Raw genomic sequence first — 19,913 nt, forward strand, 5'->3', positions numbered from 1 at the left:
CCCGGGTTTCATCCAAAAGGCTGGACGGCAGCGCGCCTTTCGACACTGCCATCCGATTAGATCGATTGAAATCGGCGAACGGCCGTCAAACTTTGCGCGGGTCGCCGTCCGGCTGGACGACGAAGATCAGCACCACCAGCATTGTCATGTAGAATTTGAACGCCGCCTCCTGACCATTCCATGTCGAAGACTGCCACATGGCAAACCACTCGCCGCCAACGACCATGAAGCCGAAATACCAAACGAGGAAACCCATGGTGGCGGCTATGATGGCGAACTTCTTGGCATCGTTGAATGCCTGTCCGCTGGCGTTGCGCGCCTGCCAGAGTCGCCAGGCGGCGACTAGGTAGAGCAAGCAGGTCAGCGCCTCGCCAATGATGATCAGCCAGTAGCCCGCCGTCCACAGCGACGGGTTGGTGATCGAGCGGTACATCAGGGCGTTGCCAGGAAAGGTCGTGTCCATGCTCAGCACATGCTGGACAAAGGCGAAGTTTGAGCCGTAATCGGTGATGTTGCCGAAGGCGACAAGGAAGGCGAAAGCCGCCAGACACAAACACATGATGATCTTGGAGAAACGCGCGGTCATGGCAAGAACTCCTGCTGAAAGATCGGGGCATCGCACTCATCAATCGCCGAATCCCGAAGATCGCGCAACGGGGGGACCAGTGATCATAGTGCTCACGACTGTCGCGAGACATTATGCCGGGAAGCAAGACATTGCCGCGATTCTCGAAACCCTCGATCTGGACAGCTATTGCGCGGTGGGCGACTTAGTCTCTGTGGTTAGAGCCGGCACACAGCACGATTTCGCCATCATCCGCCGCCGCTGGATCGCCAGCGAGACGGGCACCACGCTCGAACTGACGCTCGATCATCCGGCGCGTTCGAGTGGCCTTTGAAAGAAGCGAACTTTGCCCCGAGGGGCTACTCCACCTCGCGCCCCATGCGCCGGCCCGTGTAGCGCTCGATCGCCGACAGCCCGTCATAGATCAGCACGGCAAGGGCGGCGACGATCAGGCCGCCCTGCAGGATGAAGGCGAGGTTGTTCGACAGCAGGCCGGCGATGATCACCTCGCCCAATGTCCTCGCCGCCACTGTCGAGCCGATGGTCGCGGTGGCGAGGCTGATCACCACCGACAGCCGGATACCGCCGAGGATGATCGGCGCGCTGAGCGGCAGTTCGACCTTGACCAGCCTTTGCCAGCCGGTCATGCCGGCGCCACGCGCCGCCTCGACGACATTGGCCGGCAGCGTCGTCAGGCCGGTCAGCGCGTTCTCGAAGATCGGCAGCAGGCCATAGAGAAACAACGCAATCAGCGTCGGCTTTTCGCCGAAGCCGACGGCCGGCACGGCAAGCGCCAGCACCGCCACCGGCGGAAAGGTCTGGCCGATATTGACCAGGCTGCGCGACAGCGGCAGGAATTCGGCGCCGGCTGGCCTGGTGACCAGAATGGCGAGCGCGACCGCAACGATCGTCGCGGCAACCGTTGCGATCAGGACGGTCTGCAGATGCAGCAGCGTCAACGTCAAAAGGCTGCCCTGATTGTAGATTACCGGCGCGTTGTTCTCTGTCAGCGGCTTCAGCAGCGGTTCGAACCAGCCGGGATTGGTGACGAAGGCAATAAGCAGCACCACCAGGGCAAGCCTGAGCAGTGATGGAAGCCAGGCTTTCATGCCGGCCTCGCCGCGCGTTTAACCAGTCCATCCACAGTGACGCGGCCAAGCGATTTGCCATCAGTATCTTTCACCGGCAGTGCCGGGCGGCCCGACCACAGGAGTTCGGCCAACGCGTCGCGTTGGCTGGCATCACCGGGGATCGCCTCGCCTTCGGCCGTGCCTTTTTCCACCGCGTCGCGCACCCGGCCAAGCGATAACAGCCGGAACGGTTTTTCGCTGGCGCCAACCAGGGTCTCGACAAACGCGCTGGCCGGTTTCGCCAGTATCTCGGCCGGCGCGGCATATTGCACTACTTTGCCGCCGTCCATCACCGCGATCTTGTCGCCCATGTGAACGGCCTCTTCCATGTCATGGGTGACTAGGATGATGGTGGTGCCGAAGCGCTTCTGGATCGCCAGCAGATCCTCCTGCGCCTTGTTGCGGATGATTGGATCGAGCGCGCCGAACGGCTCATCCATCAACAGCACGTTGGGTTCCGCGGCAAGCGCCCGGGCGACGCCGACGCGCTGCTGCTGGCCGCCGGAAAGCTCATGCGGATAGCGTGGCCCGTAGGCTTGCGGGTCGAGCTGATATAGCGTCATCAGCTCGTCGACGCGGGCTTTGATGCGGTTGGCGTCCCAGCCGAGCAATACCGGCACAGTGGCGATGTTCTGTGCCACCGTGCGATGCGGAAACAGACCGTGGCCCTGGATGGCATAGCCGATGCTGCGACGCAGCTCATAATCAGGCACCGAGCGGTTGTCGACGCCGTCGAGCTTGATCACGCCCGATGTCGGCTCGACCAGCCGGTTGATCATGCGAAGCAGCGTCGTCTTGCCGGAGCCGGAGGTGCCGACGATGACGGCGATGCTGCGCGGCTCGATTACTATCGACACGTCGTCGACCACTGTCGTCTCGCCGTAGCGCTTGGTGATGCCTTCGATCTCGATCATGCCGTTTAAACCCTGCGCTTGCTGGCGCTCATTTCGATCACTGCATCGAGGATGATGGCGGCGGCGAAGGCCAGCGCCACCGTCGGCACGGCACCGAGCAGCACCAGGTCCATCGCCGTCTGGCCGACTCCCTGGAATACGAATACGCCAAAGCCGCCGCCGCCGATCAGCGCGGCAATGGTGGCGAGGCCGATATTCTGCACCAGCACGATGCGAATGCCGGTGAGGATCACCGGGAAAGCCAGCGGAAACTCGACGCCGAACAGCCGCTGGCGGTCGGTCATGCCCATGCCGCGCGCTGCGTCGTTGGCGGCACGCGGCACACCGGCAAGGCCGACCACGGTGTTGGCCACCACCGGCAGCAGTGAATAGAGGAACAGGGCGACGAAAGCCGGCGCCGTGCCGATGCCGCGAATGCCGAGCGCGGCAGCACCCGGCACATGCGAAGCGACCCAGCCGAGCGGTGCTATCAAGAGGCCGAACAGCGCGATCGAAGGAATGGTCTGAATGATGTTCAGCACGTTGAGCACGCCGGCCCGCAATTTCTCGACGCGGTGGCAGAGGATGCCGAGCGGCAGGCCGATAATCACTGCTGCCGCCAGCGAACCCAGCGCCAGCGTCACGTGCTTGGAGCCTTCCGCCCAAAAACTATCGGCGCGATTGAAATATTCCTTGAGGATCGACAGGCTGTTCCAGCTCCCCGAGACCAGCAGCAGGCCGATCGCCGCTGCGGCGACAACAAGCACGCCGACGCGTGCCTGCGGCGACAGGTTCAGCCTTGTAAGCACGTCGGCGAGCAGAAGCGTGAAGGCGAAGATAAACAGCCAGAAGCCCGAAGCCGGCGAGATACGGGCGAAGGTGTTGCCGGCGGGCGTCAGGAAGCTGCCGGCAACGCCGATCAGCAGCGCCAGCGCTGCAAGTGGAACCACACTGGCGGCGAGGCGCAGAGCAAGCGGCGTTTTCAGCAATGCAATGAGCGCCGCTGCGACAACAATCGCCATCAATAGCGGACCGACCGCCGCAGGCAAAGATTCGAGGATCGAGCGCGCCTCGCCGGGTACGATGCGATTGGCGCGGAACGTGGCGAATGGTGCCGCAAAAGCCGCATAGGCCGATATCGCCGCGATAACCACGCCGAGCTTGTCAAACCGGATGCGCACGCCCTCCCCCATCGGCCGATCCGCGCACCTCGAAAGCGGCGCGCCGGAATCGCCTTACTTGAGGAAGCCGTTCTTTTTCAAAAAGCCTTCGGCGACGCCCTTGACCGGTTCGCCGCCAACCTGGACGCGGCCATTCAACTCCTGCAGCGTGACGAGATCGAGCTTGGCGAAGACCGGCTTCAGCAGCGTCTCGATTTCCGGGTGCTCCTTCAGCACCGCCTCGCGGATGATCGGCGCCGGCTGGTAGACCGGCTGCACACCCTTGTCGTCCTCAAGCACGACGAGGCCGGAGGGCGCGATGCCGCCGTCGGTGCCGTAGACCATGGCCGCGTTGGCGCCGTTGGTCTGGTTGGCCGCAGCGGCAATGGTCGCCGCCGTATCGCCGCCCGACAGCGTGATCAACTGGTCCGGCTTCAGCGTAAAGCCATAGGTCTTCTGGAAAGCGGGCAGCGCGGCCGCCGAATTGACGAACTCGGCGGACGCCGCCAGCACCACCTTGCCGCCGCCCGAGACATATTTGCCGAAGTCGGAAAGGGTGACGAGCTTGTTGGTATCGGCGACCTCCTTACGCAGGGCGATCGCCCAGGAGTTGTTAGCCGGTGACGGGGACAGCCAGACGATCTTGTTGGCGTCGTAATCGAGCTTCTTGGCAGTCTCGTAGGCCTTAGCGGCATCCTTCCACACCGGATCGTCGGCCTTCTCGAAGAAGAATGCGGCGTTGCCGGTGTATTCCGGATAGATGTCGATCTCGCCGGCCGTAATTGCCTTGCGTACCACAGGCGTGCCGCCGAGTTGGATGCGGTCGGTGGTCTGGATATTATTGGCGTTCAGCACCAGCTGGATGATGTTGCCGAGCACGCCGCCCTCGGTGTCGATCTTCGACGACACCACCACCTGGGCACTCGCCGAGGCCACCGTGATGCCGAGCGCCAGCACGGTGCCGGCCAGAACCTTGATTGAAAACATCTCACAAATCCCTTGCTGTGAACCGGAATATGGCTGCCGCATATGAGCATGGCTTCGATGCCCCGTCGGGGTACACGGTTTCATAAGAAGGGTGATGGACGCAATAATTTTGTTCGGATTTGGGTGAATCCGCTGTTGTCTCGTCCCGACAGCGTGGCGTCAGCTGGCCGCACGCAAGCCCGTCATCTTCAACACGCCCAGTGCCACGAAGCACAGCGCGACGACCGGAAAAATCATCCAGTTCAGCATCTCCCAGCCCCAGGCATTGTAGACTGCGCCCGACATCAGCGAGGCGAAGGCGACGGAGCCGAACAGGACGAAATCGTGGAACCCCTGGACCTTGCCTTTTTCGGATGGCTGGTAGCTGTCAGCCACCATGGCGGTGGCGCCGATGAAGCTGAAGTTCCAGCCGAGGCCGAGCAGGATCAGCGTTGTCCAGAACTGCCACAGTGCCAACCCCGACAGCGCGACTATACCGCAGCCAATGAGCAGCACCAGGCCGATGGCCACGATCCGCTCCGCGCCAAAACGATAAATCAGCGACCCCGTGAAGAAGCTCGGCGCGAACATCGCCATCACATGCCAGGAAATGCCGAGCGTGGCGTCGTCGGTCGAAAGGCCGCAGCCGACCATGGCCAGTGGCGCGCCGGTCATGACGAAGCTCATCAGCGCGTAGCTGCCGATGGCGCAAAACAGCGCCGCGACGAAGCGCGGCCTGGTGACGATTTCTAAGAGCGGCCGGGCGTCGCTGTCGGCGATTTCCACCTTCTCGGTTGCCTTGGCTGGGATGCTCAATAAAGAGAGGATGGCGGCGCCAACCGCCGCCAGCACCAGGATGGACGCAAACGAGCCGGCAAACTTCACCGGCGAGAACAGGTCGCCGGTGAAAATGACGATCTGCGGCCCAAGTATGGCGGTGACGATGCCGCCGGCCAGCACGAAGGAGATGGCGCGCGCCTTGAATTCAGGCGGAGCATTGTCGGCGGCGGCAAAGCGGAATTGCTGGACAAAGGCACCGCCGATCCCGATCACGGCAAGGCCGAAAGCGAACAGCCAGAAGCTGGCATGAAACAGCGCCAACGTAGCGACCAGCCCGCCAAGCGCTGTGACCGCAGTGCCGGTCATGAAGCCGTCGCGCTGGCCGAGCCGGCGGATGATCGCCGCGGCCGGCAGGGAACCGAGCGCCACGCCGACATTGAAGCCGGTGATCGGCGCGGTTGCCAGCGACTTGTCGGCTTCGAGGAGGTACTGCCCGGCCAGTCCGCCCATGGAAATGGCGATGGGTGCCGCCGAACCGATGATCGCCTGCGAGGCTGCGAGGATGAAAGCGGTGCGACGCGCTTCCTTGCCGGCCTCAACGACGACGATAGCAGTCATGAGGCGTCCTTGCCGCGGCCCTCGCCACGCACGCGGCGCGACACGCGATCAAGCACCGCATTGACCAGTTTCGGCTCGTCTTCTTCGTAAAATGCCTTGGCGATGTCGACATATTCGGAGACGATGACCGCCACCGGCACGTCCTCGCGTTTCATCAATTCGTAGACGCCGGCACGCAATATGGCGCGCAACGTCGAATCGAGCCTCGACAGCGGCCAGTCCTCGGTCAGCGCCTGGCGGATAATCGGATCGATGGTCTTCTGGTGCTCGACAACGCCGGCAAGAATGGCGCGAAACCATTGCGCATCGGCCTCGCGATAGAGCGCGCCGTCGACTTCCTTGCCGAGCCTGAACGCCTCGTATTCGGCGGTGATCTCAAACACGCCGCTGCCGGCGACATCCATCTGGTAGAGCGCCTGCACAGCCGCCAGGCGGGCAGCACCGCGCTTGTTGGCATGGCGAACCGCAGGCTGGCCGGGCGAAGCGGGTTCGCTCACGTTCGCTCTCCCAATTGTTCCTTTAGGGCGATCATAGTCAGCGCCGCACGCGCCGCAAAGCCGCCCTTGTCGCCTTCGGAGCGCCTGGCCCGTGTCCAGGCCTGTTCGTCGTTTTCGGTGGTCAGGATGCCATTGCCGATGCAGACTGAATCCTGCACGGACAGGTCCATTAGGGCACGGCTGGATTCATTGGCGACGATATCGAAATGATAGGTGTCGCCGCGGACCACCGTGCCGAGGGCGACGAAACCGTCATAGCTCGTCCCGCCTTCGGAAGCACCGTCGAGCGCGAAGGAAATCACCGCCGGGATTTCGAGCGAGCCCGGAACGGTGACGACATCGTATGTCGCGCCCGCTTCGTCGAGCGCGCTGGTCGCGCCTTCGAGCAACGCGTCCGCAAGGTCGTCGTGAAAGCGCGCCTCGATGACAAGAAGGTGGGCCTTCTTCTTCGGACGGATGAACGCTTTGCCGTGTTGGGATGTGCCAGCCATAGATGTCTCCGGGGATCGCCGGTGACTTAGGCCGAAGCCGGTTTGATCGCAAGCGGAAGATTGCTGAAGGAACGTTCAAGGCCAACCCGGTGGCGGCCGCATCAGGGAATGGACTTTATGGGCGATCGCCTCAAAGTCCCTCTTTGGCCGCCTCCACCAGTCGCGCCGCGTAGCGGGCCATGGTGTCGATCTCGAGGTTGACGCGGTCGCCGACCTGGCGTTCGCCCCAGGTGGTGACCGTCAGCGAGTGGTGGATCAATAGCACGTCGAAGCGGGTGCCTTCGACCTTGTTGACGGTGAGCGAAGTGCCGTCGAGCGCGACGGAACCCTTGGGGGCGATGAATTTGGCAAGCTCGCGCGGTGCTTCCAGGGTAAAGCGAACGGCGTCACCCTCTTCCTTGCGGGCCACGATCTCGGCCATTCCGTCGACATGGCCTGACACGATATGGCCGCCAAGCTCGTCGCCGATCTTCAGCGCCCGCTCCAGGTTGATGCGCGCGCCGGTTTTCCAGCCCATCGCGGTCGTCAGCCTGAGTGCTTCTTCCCAGGCCTCGACTTCGAACCAGCGTGCGTTCGCGCCGTCTTCCGGCAATCCCGTTACCGTCAGGCAGACGCCGCCGCACGAAATTGAAGCGCCAATGGCAATGGTCTGCGGATCGTAGGCGGTGTCGATGCGCAAACCGACGCCTTCCCTGAGCGGCTTCACGGCGGCGACGGTGCCGACATCGGTGACGATTCCAGTGAACATTACTTTGGCCCAGTGAACATCAGTTCGGTCCTAAATGTCTCTTGTCCATTCGGCATATGTGTCTTCGCCGAAACGCATGTCGCGCAATTTGCGAAATCCCGGCGGGATATGGTTGGCATCTATCGGCGATGCAATGCCGTCCTCGCCGATCGCATCCGGCCCCTGAAACAGCACGATGCGATCGACGAGTTGTTCGTCGAGGAACGCCTTGGCCACCTTGGCGCCGCCCTCGACCAGCACGCTCGCCATGCCCAGCGCCGCCAGATCCTCGAGCAGTTCCGGCAGCGCAATATCGCCTTCATACGTCTCAGTGCCGATGAAGCGCACTCCGGTGCGTTCGAGCGCGGCCCGCCGACGTGGATCGGCCTCGGCACACGCGGCGACATAGAGCGGGACCCGGTCGACGCCGGAAACCAGCTTCGAGGTCTCCGGCAGCCTGATCTGGCGGTCGAGCACGATGCGCGCCGGCGAACGGTTCTCAAGTCCCGGCAGCCGCACCGTCAGCGCCGGATCGTCCTCCAGCGCGGTGCCGATGCCGATCAATATGCCGTCCGCTTCGGCGCGCATCAGATAGACTTCGCGCCGCGCGATATCGCCGGTAATGGAGACCTGCCCCTCGCCTTTCACGCCGATCTTATTGTCGCTCGAAAGCGCAAGCTTTAGAATCACTTCCGGGCGTTTTTTCAGAGATCGAATCAAATAGCCGGCCATCTGCTCCGCGGCCTTGGCCGCCAGCACTTTTTCCATCACCTCGACGCCCGCGGCACGCAAGATGGCGTAGCCCTTGCCGGAAACACGCGGGTCCGGATCGCTGGCAGCGCCAACCACCCGCGCCACGCCGGCGCTGACCAGCGCATTGGCGCAAGGCGGCGTGCGGCCGTGATGGGCGCAAGGCTCCAGCGTTACATAGGCGGTGGCGCCTTGCGCCAGCTCACCGGCCTCGGCCAGCGCCTCGGTTTCGGCATGCGGCCGGCCGCCGACGGCCGTGACGCCGCTGCCGACGATCATTGGCCCGTCGCCGTCATCGCGTACGATGAGCGTGCCGACGGAAGGATTGGTCGACGTCCGGCCGGCATTTTTGCGCGACAGCCTGAGGGCTGCCGCCATATAGCGGCGATCGAGGACCTCTTGCTTCGCCGTGCTGCGCTCGGACCCTGCCATGCTCAGCCGGCGTCCTCTTCGCTCTTCAGCTCTCGGCCCCTGGGCTCGTCACTTTTGAGCTCGTCGCCTTTGAGCTCGCCCAACACGTCGTGGAAATCCTTGGCCTCGCGGAAATTGCGGTAGACGGAGGCAAAGCGCACATAGGCGACATCGTCGAGCGACTTAAGCGCCTCCATGACCAGCCGGCCGACTTCGCCGGAGGCGACCTCGGTCTCGCCCGAGCTTTCCAGCTGGCGCACTATGCCGGTCACCGCGCGGTCGATGCGCTCCGGGTCGACGTTACGCTTGCGTACCGCAATCTCGACCGAGCGCAGCAGCTTGTCGCGGTCGAACGGCACCTTGCGTCCCGACTTCTTCACCACGACGAGATCGCGCAATTGGACGCGCTCGAAAGTGGTGAAGCGGCCGCCGCAATCCGGGCAGACGCGCCGCCTGCGGATCGCCGCGCCGTCTTCGGCGGGGCGCGAATCCTTCACCTGCGTATCTTCGGACTGGCAGTAGGGACAGCGCATGGAGAGCCTTCGGTTCGCGATTCTCGTGGAGCGAAAGGCTTAGAGGTTTTTGCCACGATGGCAAAGTATGGCCGATGACCGATCGCGTCTCAGAGATAGCGAGGCACGAGGAAAATTGCGAGAGCGGCAATCAGTTGGACGGCAATCCGCCAATCAGGGAGCGACGTCGCCGGTCGGGAAGCCGCAGGACGTGCCGAGATAGCGATAGGCCTTGGTGAAGCCGTCCATCGATATGGTCGCGACCGGCTTGTCGGCGAAGCTGACATCGAGGGCGCTGGTACGGCGCATGGCACGCAGTATGGCGAGGGTTGTCTCGGGCTTGTTGTTCACTATCCACTGGCCGTCGGCGATAAGATGAAAACCAGCCTTGATCTTGTCGTTGACGTCGCGGAACACCGCCGGGATGTTGTCGCCCTTAGGCAAGTCACCGTTTCTCACGGCGATGATGAGGCTCGGAAAGCCCTCGGGCGGCAGTACGTCGCCATTCGAGATGGCTAGCGTAAGGGTGCCGCTGGTGCCGTTTGCGTCGAAAAAGACCGTCGAGGCGGCGCAGGTCTTGCGCACATCCTCACCGGTGTTGACCTCGTCCACCGTGGTGGACCACCTGCCGAAGGTCTCTGTCTTGGGTGCTGCCGGGGTCGGCTCGGTCTGTGCCAAGGCGAGGCCGGACAGCTGCAAGATAGCCGATGCCAGCAAGGCACCAAAGCCGGCGAAACGGAAAGTTGGCATCATTGAGCTTCTCCGCAGGTGCCTTGCTGTCGCACCGGGATTGTCCCGCACATGGAGGTCACTAGCGTCGGTCAACCAAGATACGGATAAAGCGGAAAACGATCCGTCAATGCCGCCACCTTGGCCTTCACGGCTGTCTCGACGGCCGCATTGCCCTCATCGGAATTGGCGACCTTCAGTCCATCCAGCACTTCGGCGATCAGCTTGCCGATCTCACGGAACTCGGCCTGGCCGAAGCCGCGCGTGGTGCCGGCCGGCGTGCCGAGCCGAACGCCCGAGGTCACGAAGGGCTTTTCCGGATCGAAGGGGATGCCGTTCTTGTTGCAGGTGATGTTAGCGCGGCCAAGGGCAGCTTCGGCGCGCTTGCCGGTGGCGTTCTTGGGACGCAGATCGACCAGCATCAGATGGTTGTCGGTACCGCCGGAGACGATGTCGAGACCGGTTTCCTGCAGGCTGGAGGCCAGCGCCTTGGCATTTGCGACGACGCTCTCCGCATATATCTTGAAGCTCGGGTTCAGCGCTTCGCCCAGAGCCACCGCCTTGGCGGCGATGACATGCATCAGCGGTCCGCCCTGCAGGCCGGGGAAGACGGCCGAATTCATCTTCTTGGCAATCTCCTCGTCATTGCAAAGGATCATGCCACCGCGCGGCCCACGCAGCGATTTGTGCGTCGTGGTGGTCACCACATGAGCATGCGGCAGCGGCGAAGGATGCACGCCGCCGGCGACCAGGCCGGCGATGTGGGCCATGTCGACCATCAGATAGGCACCGATCGAATCGGCAATCTCGCGAAAACGCTTCCAGTCCCAGACGCGTGAATAGGCGGTGCCGCCGGCCAGGATCAATTTCGGCTTGGTCTCATGGGCGGTCTTCTCGATCGCATCCATGTCGAGCAGATGATCTTCCCTGCGCACGCCATAGGAGACAACCTTGAACCATTTGCCGCTCATATTGACAGGCGAGCCATGCGTCAGGTGGCCGCCGGAATTGAGGTCGAGGCCCATGAAGGTGTCGCCGGGCTGCAGCAACGCCAGGAACACCGCCTGGTTCATCTGGCTGCCGGAATTCGGCTGGACGTTGGCGAAGTTGCAGCCGAACAGCTTTTTCGCGCGTTCGATGGCCAGTTCCTCGGCGACATCGACGAATTGGCAGCCGCCATAGTAGCGCTTGCCCGGATAGCCCTCGGCATATTTGTTGGTCATGATCGACCCTTGCGCCTCGAGCACGGCGCGCGAGACGATGTTTTCCGAGGCAATCAGCTCGATCTCATGGCGCTGGCGGCCGAGTTCGTTGCGGATGGCGCCGAAAATCTCGGGGTCGGCATCGGCAAGCGTGGTTTCGAAGAAGGATTCGAATTTGTTCGACACTGCCGCTGCTGTTGCCATGGGCTGAAATCCTCAAGGTTCGGGGTCTGTCGCGCCATTAACACAGTTGCTTTCGGCCCGCCACGTTTGCTGCGCGAAATTTGCTGGCCGGATTGCGCCAGCGCCCTGAAAGCACATTATTTCCTCGCCTGCCGGCCGACAGCAGGGCTTCGCGTGATTTCCTGAACAGCGCCGCATGGTTTGCATGTGATCCGTGGCGAGCCGATTTTCGGAATCATGCGCAAAGCTCAGAGAACGACGACGACAATAAAAAAGGCCGCCCTTGCGGCGGCCTTTTGCAAATGAGCTCAGCTGCTTAGAGCGCGGATGTGATCTGCAGCTCGTTGGCCCCGTCAAGGCCGTAAATGTCGTCGCGGAACTGCACCACGCCCGGCCCCGTCGACCAGGCCGAGATGTAGAGGAAATAGACCGCCACCGGATTGGTGACCTGCACCGGGACGTTCTCGCCGCTCTTGATCGCCGCCTCGAAGTGCTGGCGATTCCAGCCCGGCGTATCGCGCAGAATCCAGGTGACGAGGTCGCGCACGTTCTGGACGCGCACGCAGCCCGAGGAATCGAAGCGCATCATCTTGCCGAACAGGCTCTGCTGCGGCGTGTCGTGCATGTAGACGCCGTCCGGGCTGGGGAAATTGATCTTGACCGAGGCCATGGCGTTGCCAGCGCCCGGATCCTGGCGGAAGCGGTACTTCTCGGCGTCGTCGGTCGACCAGTCGACGGTCAGCGGATCAACCTCGCTGCCATCCGGCGCGAACAGACGGATGTGGCTGTCCTTGAGATAGTTGGGGTCCTTCCGCATCAGCGGAATGATGTCCTTGCGCACGATCGAGACCGGCGCGTTCCAGTAGGGATTGACGATGATCTCGTTGATCTTGGAATTGACGATCGGCGTCTGCCGGTCGATTTTGCCGACGATTGCGGTATGGCGCAGCACGACGCGATCGTTCTCAACGGCTTCGATCTGGGCGCCCGGGATGTCGACCAGCACGTAACGGTTGCCCAGCGTGCCGGCGCGCTCGCGCAGCCGCTGCAGATTGGTCTGCAACTGGCCGAGCCGAATTGGCGCCGAAACATTCATCGCGGCATAAGAATATTGGCCCAGCGTCCCGTCGGCAGGCAGGCCATGGCGCGCCTGGAAGCGCTTGACCGCGGAGTCGACATAGGAATCGAAGGCTGTCGAAATGCCGGCGCTCTGCGCCAGATCGCCCGCAATCATCAGACGCTTGCGCAGCGGGACCACGTCCGGATCGTCGACGCCGAGCTGCAATTTCTTGGTGTCGGGAACCGGCTCCCAGCCGCCCTGGGCGACAATGTTCTGGTATTGCGCGACCGCCTGCTCGGTGAACGAAACGGTCTGCAGGCTGAAGATCGGCAGCGTCGAGGCCACCTTGCCGCCCTGGCTGGGGCGGGCGTCGAACTGGTCGTCCCAATTGCCGCGGGCCGAGGATTTCAGGATATCCCCGATCACATCCTGCGCACTGGCGCGGCCGGCGACCATAGCGGCTGCGAGCGCGGAGGCTCCTGAAAGGAAGAAACGGCGGCTGGTTCTCATGGGCGGTCCAGACATTCTTGCTACAATTCAACCTACCGGGCGGTCTCGCCCGCACTCTAGAGTTGGCTTCTTAACAATTAGCCAACCATGGCCCGCATCACTTCGGTGTAAAAACACATGGAAGTGATTTGAGCACAGGACAAATGCACGGCTTTGGCCCCAGCATCACCCGCATCTTCGGTTCCACTGGAATATGGCGGCAACGTGGCTGTTGCTCGAATTTGGATCGGCCGGCCTGACGAAACGGAAAGACCGGTGCTTTTCGGCATCGGCCTTTGGTCCGCTCCGCGGGAGCGCTTCCGTGGTCCAGCTTCAGATCTTGATGCAGCGGGTGCGATTACATCCGGTATGCGATGGTATCGTTCCAGAACCGGTCCAGCCGCTGGAGGGCGCGGTTCATCTGCTTGAACTCTTCGGTGTTGATGCCGCCGACCTGCTCGATCGAGCCGACATGGCGCTCATATAGGCCGGCGACGACCTCCGCCACCTCATTGCCCTTCGGCGTCAGCGAAACCCGCACAGAACGGCGGTCGATGCGCGAGCGCTGGTGATTGATGAAGCCGAGATCGACCAGCTTCTTCAGATTGTAGGAGACATTCGAGCCGAGATAGTAGCCGCGCGAGCGCAGTTCGCCGGCGGTCAGCTCCGAATTGCCAATGTTGAACAGGAGCAGCGCCTGGATGGCGTTGATGTCGGAGCGGCCGTTGCGGTCGAATTCGTCCTTGATCACGTCAAGCAGACGGCGATGCAGCCGTTCGACCAACTGCAGCGATTCCATGTACAGCGAACGGATCGCCTCGCGGCGGTCATCGGATACGTTGGCGGTCTTCGCCGCCGGACGCGAATTGATCATTGTCTTTGCCTCTCGTTTGTCGCCCGGTGATTTTTTGTTCTTCACCTTGATCACGACACTATCGAATACTCATAAAATTCGACTTAAACGCCAAGGCTAACAAGAGCTTACCGGTAAGGGGTTTCGAAAGAGGCTTAACGGACGGTCACCCGAGCAAGGATAATTAACCTAAAGATTTAGCCACCGATCCTTGACCGGAATTGCTATCGCCGGGCCTGCCGCTTCTGGATCCAGATCACCACGCGGAATACGATGTAGAGCAGCGCCACCGCAAGATGCGAGGCGACGATCAGCAGCCGGTGGCCGAACAGCTCGGGGAAGCCGGCATACATGACCGTCTCGGTCACCGCGCAGATGAACCAGATCACCGGCCCCCAGGACGCCAGCATCCACAGGCCGGCGGCGGCGAATGGAAAAAACACCGCCAGCACCACCGCCGCCACCTGCCAGTGCACCGGCATCAGGTCGAAGCGCCACAACGGGCCGGGGTAAAAGCCGATCAGCCGGATCCAGTACAAGATGCCGAACAGCAGGCAGTAGCCGGCGATGACGCGCTGGAACCAGGCGAAGATGACCTCGACCGTCGAGGGCTGCAGCACCACGCGTCTCGAGGCGACGTCGCTCACAGCTTCAGTTCCCGTTCGCCGAGCGGTGCGAAATAGGCTTCGACGTCCACGGCGCTGACGTTATCGATGCCTGCCGGCCGCCATTGCGGCGTCGAGCCCTTGTCGATGATGGCAGCGCGGATGCCTTCATAGAAGTCGTGCCCGGCAAGCATGCGGTTGAGGATACGGAACTCCATTTTCATGCACTCGTCCATCGACAACGTCTGCCCGACGCTGATCTGGCGCCAGGCGACATGCAGGCTGGTCGGCGACCGGGTGCGGATGGTGGCCAGCGTCTTTGCCGCGAACTCGTCGGCAGTGGCTGCCCGCTCCAGGCTGGCGACGATATCGGCCAGCGACGGCTGCGCGAAATGCCTGGCGATGGCTTCGAGCGTCGGCATGTCGGTCTCGCGTTTGGCCGGGACGAAGCAGCCGCGCAGCACCGATTCCGGGTCGCCGCTTGCCGCCAGCCGGTCGAGAAAGCCAGCTTGATCCTCCGCTCTGATCGTATGCGTGGCCAGGCCCGACCACAAAGCATCGCCATGGCGGATGCGGTTGCCGGTCAGCGCCAGATACATGCCGAAGCTGCCGCCGAGATCCGGCAACAGATGGCTGGCGCCGACATCCGGGAAAAAGCCAATGCCGACCTCGGGCATGGCGAACTGGGCGTTCTCGGTCAGCACCCGCTGCGAGCCATGGAAGGAGATGCCGACGCCGCCGCCCATGACGATGCCGTCGATCAGCGCGACATAGGGTTTTTTGAAACGGGCGATACGGGCGTTCAGCCGGTATTCGTCGGCGAAGAAATCGACCGGAGGCTTTCCTGCCCGGCCGGCCTCATAGATATGAAGGATGTCGCCGCCTGCCGAAAACGCCCTGCCCTCGGCCTTGACGACAACGACATCAATGCCGTCGTCACGCTCCCAGCTGCGCAGCGCCTTGTCCAGCGCCTTGACCATGCGGTGGGTTACGGCATTGAGCGCCTGCGGCCGCGTCAGCGTGACGACGCCGGCCCTGCCCAATCTTTCGAAGCGAATCTCGTCGCCTCCGCCAAAATCCATCGCCAGAGAACCCTCCCCGCGCCCCGCCGGGAGTGAAGTGCTAAAGCGTGGCGCATGGCCGCGTCAATGGCGGGCACGCCAGCGCAGCCTCTGGCCCGGACCGGACGCCGGTGCTAACAATCGATGGCTAGAGGCAGCAATGACGAAAAAGTCATGGCAGGCGCGTTGCAACGCGCACCGACGGGACGTCGTCTATGATTCGATTTTCGCGCCCTGCGCTGATGGCAATCGGGTTGATCGGCACCTGCCTGGCTGGCCATCCAGCCTTGGCGACAAGCCTCGCCGAACTCTACCAGTCGCAAACCATCGTCAATGGTCAGGGAGAAGAACATCGTCAGGCCGGCTTCAAGGTCTGCCTCGACAAAGTGCTGGTGCGGGTATCCGGCGACCAGCGCCTGCCGGCGAAACCTCAGATGACAGCACTGCGCGACAAGGCCGGCAGCTTCGTCAGCAGCTTCCGCTACCGCGATCGCATGGAAGGTATTCCAAACCATGATGATCAAGGCACGTACGACCGGCCGCACGATCTCACTTGCCAGTACACGCCGCCGGTGATCGATAAAGTGCTTGCTGAGCTCGGCAGCAAGCCGTGGCTCGGCGAGCGGCCGATCATCTCGGTACTGCTGGCTGTGCAAGATGCACGCCAGCATTTTGTCTTGGCGAGCGACGGAGACGAAAGCCCCTATATGGCAGAGTCCTTTCAATCGGCAGCCGGACCGTTGGCGATGAAGATCGTCATTCCAAGCAAGGCCGCTCTGGTAAAAACCGGGGCGATTTTCGAACAGGTGCGTGCGCTCTCACCCGAATTGCTGGCGAGAACTGTCGGCAACCAAGAGCTCTTGGCCGGCAGCCTGGTCTGGAGCGACAAGGAGTTGGGCTGGATCGCCGATTGGCGGCTTGCCATGGCCGGCAAGACCTACAAGTGGCAAGTGCGCGGCGTCAACTTCGACGAGGCATTCCGCGTCGCCATGCGGGGTGCTGCGCAGATCCTGTCAGGCAATGGCCAACCAGAATAGCGCCCGACAGGACCGCTGGCACAATCGTGTCGCATTGGTCAGCAGCGGAGGCTCGTGGTAAAAGTCGCCCGATCCGGAGTTTTGGCGATGAACAAATTCACCCCTGCAAAGCCTGCCGGCGCGCGCAGCGTCGACGAGATCACCGGCAGCCGGCGGCTGCGGCGCATGCGCAAGGCCGATTGGTCGCGACGCCTTGTCCAGGAGAACCGGCTCTCGGTCGACGATCTGATCTGGCCGATCTTTGTCGTCGACGGCAGACAAGTGCGCGAACCGATCGCCGCCATGCCCGGCGTCTTCCGCCTGTCGCTCGACCTCGCCGTCAAGGAGGCTGAGCGCGCGGCTAAGCTTGGCATTCCGGCGATCGCCACTTTCCCCAATGTCGAGCTCGGCCTGCGCGATCAGACCGGTTCGCACATCCTCGATCCGGAAAACATCATCAACCGCGCCACCCGCGCCATCAAGCGCGCGGTGCCGGAGATCGGCATCATCACCGACGCGGCGCTGGACCCGTTCACCTCGCATGGCCATGACGGCATCTTGCGCGACGGCATTATCGTCAATGATGAAACGGTGGAGCAGGTGACGGCAGCAGCCGTCATCCAGGCGGCGGCAGGGGCCGACATCATCGCCCCCTCGGACATGATGGACGGCCGGATCGGTGCCATCCGCGATGCGCTGGACGCCAATGGGTTTCAGGATGTAGCGATCATGTCCTATGCGACCAAGTTCGCATCCGCCTTTTACGGCCCCTACCGCGAGGCGGTCGGCACCGCCGGCCTGCTCAAGGGCGACAAGAAGACCTATTACATCGATCACGCCAATTCCGACGAAGCGGTGCGCGAGGCCGAGCAGGATCTCGCCGAGGGCGCCGACATGCTGATGGTCAAGCCCGGCCTGCCCTATCTCGACATCATCCGCCGGCTGAAGGACGAGTTGCAGATGCCGACCTTCGCCTATCAAGTGTCGGGCGAATATTCGATGATCAAGGCCGCCGCCGCCAATGGCTGGATCGACGGGGAAAAGGCGATGCTTGAATCGCTGCTGGCCTTCAAGCGCGCCGGCTGCGACGGCATCCTGACCTATTTCGCGCCGGAAGTGGCTGAGATGCTGAAGGGGTGATGCGCCTCCGTAGCGCCCACATCGAGTAACGTTCCTTCGTCCAAAGCGCGACATGGCCACCGCAGGCAATCGCTTCAGGTTTGCGCTGCCCCTCATTGCCCTGCCGGGCATTTCTCCCCGTATAGTGACGGGGAGAAAGACGCGTTCGCAAAAGATTTCGCCAATCTCCAGCGTTGCAAAAACATCGCCGAGGTTGCGGCCAGCCCCTTCGCCCCGTCACTATACGGGGAGAAGGTGCCGGCAGGCGGATGAGGGGCGGCGCCAACATTGAGATTGGTCATTCCAACATGATTTGGAAGCGATTGGCCCCGGCGATTCAAAAAACCGCTTGCAAAATGCAATCAGTTAAGCTACCCGATAACTGCTTGCATCTCACAATTGGTTATCAAGGAGGCTCTCATGTCCAAACTTCGCGTCAGCGCTTTCACCTTGTCGATCGACGGCTTCGGCGCCGGTCCCGACCAAGACCTGAAGAACCCGCTGGGTGTTGGCGGGGAAGCCCTGCACGAATGGATGTTCGGCACCCGCACCTTCCGCAAGATGGTTCTCGGCAAGGATGGCGGGACCACGGACACTGACGAGGCGTTCGCGGCGCGCAGCTTCGAGAATGTCGGCGCCTGGATCCTCGGCCGCAACATGTTCGGGCCGATCCGCGGCGAGTGGCCTGACGAGAGCTGGAAAGGCTGGTGGGGAGACAATCCGCCATACCACGTGCCGGTCTTCGTGCTGACGCACCATCAGCGGGATCCCATTGTCATGGAGGGCGGCACGACCTTCTATTTCGTGACCGACGGCATCCACTCAGCGCTGGAGAAGGCGAAAGCAGTGGTTGACGGCAAGGATGTACGGCTGGGCGGTGGCGTTTCTACGATCCGGCAGTATCTCAAGGAAAAGCTCATCGACGAGATGCATCTGGCGATCTCACCTGTCCTGCTCGGCGCAGGCGAGAGCCTTTTTGCCGGCATCGACATGCCCAAGCTCGGCTACCGCTGCAGCGAGCAGGTCGCGACGCCGAAGGCCACGCATGTCATCATCGAGCGCGCCTAGCTTGTTGCAGGGCGCTGCCCACGGAGGCAGCGCCCCTCCTCGCTGCTTTAGTCAGTATTTCTCCGGCACATACAGTTCGCGCGGCAGCACCTGACGTTCGTATTCGGGATTGAAGACGCGCTCCGGTAGTGTGATCTCCTCGTGCGGCACCTCCTCATAGGGCATTTGCTTGAGGAGATGGTCGATGCAATTCAGCCGCGCCCGCTTCTTGTCGTTGCCCTCGACGATGAACCAGGGAGCTTCCGGGATGTTGGTGCGGGCGAAGGTTTCTTCCTTGGCCTTGGTGTACTGCTCCCAGCGCACGCGCGACTGGAGGTCCATCGGCGACAATTTCCATTGCTTCATCGGGTCGTGGATGCGCATCAAAAAGCGCATCTGCTGCTCCTCATCGGTGATCGAAAACCAGTATTTGACAAGCGTAATGCCTGAGCGGAGGAGCATGCGTTCGAAATCCGGCACGTCGCGAAAGAACTCCTCGACCTGATCCGGCTGGGCAAAGCCCATCACCCGCTCGACGCCGGAGCGGTTGTACCAGGAGCGGTCGAACAGCACGATCTCACCGCCGGCCGGCAGATGCGGAACGTAGCGCTGGAAATACCATTGCGACTTCTCGCGCTCGGTCGGCGCCGGTAGTGCTACGACGCGGCAGATGCGCGGATTGAGCCGCTGGGTGATGCGCTTTATGACGCCACCCTTGCCCGCCGAGTCGCGGCCCTCGAATACCACGACGAGCTTCTTCTTGTGATAGGCGACCCAGGACTGCAGCTTGATCAATTCGGATTGCAGCGTGATTAGATCCCGAAAATATTGCAGGCGGTCGATCGATGGCGGATGCGCATTCTTATAGATCTTGGCGATCTCCATCGACAGCGCCGGCTCAGAGATTTCCAGCTCATAATCTTCGTCGAGCGTGTCGGCGAGTTCCGCTTCCAGCCAGTCCCTGGCCGGGGAATTCTGTTTTATCTCGGTCATTTGCGCTGCTCCGCTTACAGGCCGTGTCGGCCGCTGTCAGGCGCTCTGCCGCCCGG

At 62.3% G+C, this 19,913-nt stretch carries 22 protein-coding genes; 4 read left to right on the forward strand and 18 right to left on the reverse strand.

Translation table 11 applies throughout. The features are described from left to right. Nucleotides 1-85 precede the first annotated feature (85 nt). Complete coding sequence (locus NKH89_RS16525) at nt 86-586, reverse strand: DUF2165 family protein (RefSeq protein ID WP_352481225.1); 501 nt, start codon at nt 584-586, stop codon at nt 86-88. A gap of 79 nt (nt 587-665) precedes the next feature. Here NKH89_RS16525 and NKH89_RS16530 point away from each other — a divergent pair, with 79 nt between their 5' ends. Continuing rightward, the gene (locus NKH89_RS16530; protein ID WP_352481226.1) at nt 666-899 is read left to right on the forward strand and encodes a hypothetical protein; all 234 of its coding nucleotides are present in this window, start codon (nt 666-668) and stop codon (nt 897-899) included. Between the two features lie 25 nt (nt 900-924). Here the strand turns inward: NKH89_RS16530 and NKH89_RS16535 are convergent, their stop codons facing one another. From NKH89_RS16535 to NKH89_RS16610, 16 genes are all read right to left on the reverse strand, one after another. After that, nucleotides 925-1,674 (reverse strand): ABC transporter permease, encoded by a 750-nt coding sequence (locus tag NKH89_RS16535; protein WP_352481227.1) that lies wholly within the window; start codon nt 1,672-1,674, stop codon nt 925-927. Then, the gene (locus NKH89_RS16540) at nt 1,671-2,609 is read right to left on the reverse strand and encodes an ABC transporter ATP-binding protein (RefSeq protein WP_352481228.1); all 939 of its coding nucleotides are present in this window, start codon (nt 2,607-2,609) and stop codon (nt 1,671-1,673) included. Before NKH89_RS16540 ends, NKH89_RS16535 begins: the two co-directional genes overlap by 4 nt. A gap of 5 nt (nt 2,610-2,614) precedes the next feature. Continuing rightward, a complete protein-coding gene (locus NKH89_RS16545) occupies nt 2,615-3,781 on the reverse strand; it encodes an ABC transporter permease (protein WP_031193490.1) in 1,167 nt (388 codons plus the stop codon). 42 nt (nt 3,782-3,823) lie between these two features. Further along, entirely contained in the window at nt 3,824-4,735 is a 912-nt protein-coding gene (gene osmF / locus NKH89_RS16550) for a glycine betaine ABC transporter substrate-binding protein OsmF (RefSeq protein WP_352640062.1), read from the reverse strand. 159 nt (nt 4,736-4,894) lie between these two features. Then, nucleotides 4,895-6,112 (reverse strand): MFS transporter, encoded by a 1,218-nt coding sequence (locus NKH89_RS16555; protein WP_352909332.1) that lies wholly within the window; start codon nt 6,110-6,112, stop codon nt 4,895-4,897. Beyond that, nucleotides 6,109-6,609 carry a transcription antitermination factor NusB gene (gene nusB / locus NKH89_RS16560; RefSeq protein WP_023717279.1) on the reverse strand — a complete coding sequence of 167 codons (501 nt, stop codon included), beginning with the start codon at nt 6,607-6,609 and terminating at the stop codon, nt 6,109-6,111. Before nusB ends, NKH89_RS16555 begins: the two co-directional genes overlap by 4 nt. Beyond that, the gene (gene ribH, locus NKH89_RS16565; protein ID WP_023717278.1) at nt 6,606-7,100 is read right to left on the reverse strand and encodes a 6,7-dimethyl-8-ribityllumazine synthase; all 495 of its coding nucleotides are present in this window, start codon (nt 7,098-7,100) and stop codon (nt 6,606-6,608) included. Before ribH ends, nusB begins: the two co-directional genes overlap by 4 nt. Nucleotides 7,101-7,230: 130 nt before the next feature. After that, on the reverse strand, nt 7,231-7,848 hold the full coding sequence (locus NKH89_RS16570; protein WP_023717277.1) for a riboflavin synthase: 618 nt from the start codon (nt 7,846-7,848) through the stop codon (nt 7,231-7,233). Between the two features lie 30 nt (nt 7,849-7,878). Continuing rightward, a complete protein-coding gene (ribD, locus tag NKH89_RS16575; protein ID WP_023717276.1) occupies nt 7,879-9,009 on the reverse strand; it encodes a bifunctional diaminohydroxyphosphoribosylaminopyrimidine deaminase/5-amino-6-(5-phosphoribosylamino)uracil reductase RibD in 1,131 nt (376 codons plus the stop codon). A 2-nt stretch (nt 9,010-9,011) separates the two neighbouring features. Beyond that, on the reverse strand, nt 9,012-9,521 hold the full coding sequence (nrdR, locus tag NKH89_RS16580; RefSeq protein WP_023717275.1) for a transcriptional regulator NrdR: 510 nt from the start codon (nt 9,519-9,521) through the stop codon (nt 9,012-9,014). A gap of 153 nt (nt 9,522-9,674) precedes the next feature. Continuing rightward, entirely contained in the window at nt 9,675-10,253 is a 579-nt protein-coding gene (locus tag NKH89_RS16585; protein WP_352909334.1) for an invasion associated locus B family protein, read from the reverse strand. A 68-nt stretch (nt 10,254-10,321) separates the two neighbouring features. Continuing rightward, on the reverse strand, nt 10,322-11,635 hold the full coding sequence (glyA, locus tag NKH89_RS16590) for a serine hydroxymethyltransferase (protein ID WP_352856119.1): 1,314 nt from the start codon (nt 11,633-11,635) through the stop codon (nt 10,322-10,324). A 295-nt stretch (nt 11,636-11,930) separates the two neighbouring features. Continuing rightward, entirely contained in the window at nt 11,931-13,184 is a 1,254-nt protein-coding gene (locus NKH89_RS16595) for a L,D-transpeptidase family protein (protein WP_023717271.1), read from the reverse strand. A 337-nt stretch (nt 13,185-13,521) separates the two neighbouring features. Next, nucleotides 13,522-14,037, reverse strand: coding sequence for a transcriptional regulator LdtR (ldtR, locus tag NKH89_RS16600; protein WP_023674486.1), 516 nt, complete (start codon nt 14,035-14,037; stop codon nt 13,522-13,524). Nucleotides 14,038-14,240: 203 nt separating this feature from the next. After that, the gene (locus NKH89_RS16605; RefSeq protein ID WP_352495304.1) at nt 14,241-14,663 is read right to left on the reverse strand and encodes a DUF6163 family protein; all 423 of its coding nucleotides are present in this window, start codon (nt 14,661-14,663) and stop codon (nt 14,241-14,243) included. After that, a complete protein-coding gene (locus tag NKH89_RS16610; RefSeq protein WP_352495303.1) occupies nt 14,660-15,703 on the reverse strand; it encodes an enoyl-CoA hydratase/isomerase family protein in 1,044 nt (347 codons plus the stop codon). Before NKH89_RS16610 ends, NKH89_RS16605 begins: the two co-directional genes overlap by 4 nt. Before the next feature lie 194 nt (nt 15,704-15,897). On the opposite strand from NKH89_RS16610, the gene NKH89_RS16615 reads away from it, so the two are divergent. The 3 genes from NKH89_RS16615 (at nt 15,898) to NKH89_RS16625 (ending at nt 18,885) form a co-directional block, all read left to right on the forward strand. After that, complete coding sequence (locus NKH89_RS16615) at nt 15,898-16,719, forward strand: DUF2066 domain-containing protein (protein ID WP_352495302.1); 822 nt, start codon at nt 15,898-15,900, stop codon at nt 16,717-16,719. A gap of 87 nt (nt 16,720-16,806) precedes the next feature. After that, a complete protein-coding gene (hemB, locus tag NKH89_RS16620; protein ID WP_023717267.1) occupies nt 16,807-17,838 on the forward strand; it encodes a porphobilinogen synthase in 1,032 nt (343 codons plus the stop codon). Between the two features lie 399 nt (nt 17,839-18,237). Further along, nucleotides 18,238-18,885 (forward strand): dihydrofolate reductase family protein, encoded by a 648-nt coding sequence (locus tag NKH89_RS16625; protein ID WP_352909336.1) that lies wholly within the window; start codon nt 18,238-18,240, stop codon nt 18,883-18,885. Nucleotides 18,886-18,936: 51 nt separating this feature from the next. On the opposite strand, the gene ppk2 is transcribed toward NKH89_RS16625, so the two are convergent. Further along, nucleotides 18,937-19,857, reverse strand: coding sequence for a polyphosphate kinase 2 (ppk2, locus tag NKH89_RS16630; protein WP_023717265.1), 921 nt, complete (start codon nt 19,855-19,857; stop codon nt 18,937-18,939). Between the last annotated feature and the right edge of the window lie 56 nt (nt 19,858-19,913).

It is taken from the genome of Mesorhizobium sp. M0923 (assembly GCF_040319365.1).
GTDB lineage: Bacteria > Pseudomonadota > Alphaproteobacteria > Rhizobiales > Rhizobiaceae > Mesorhizobium.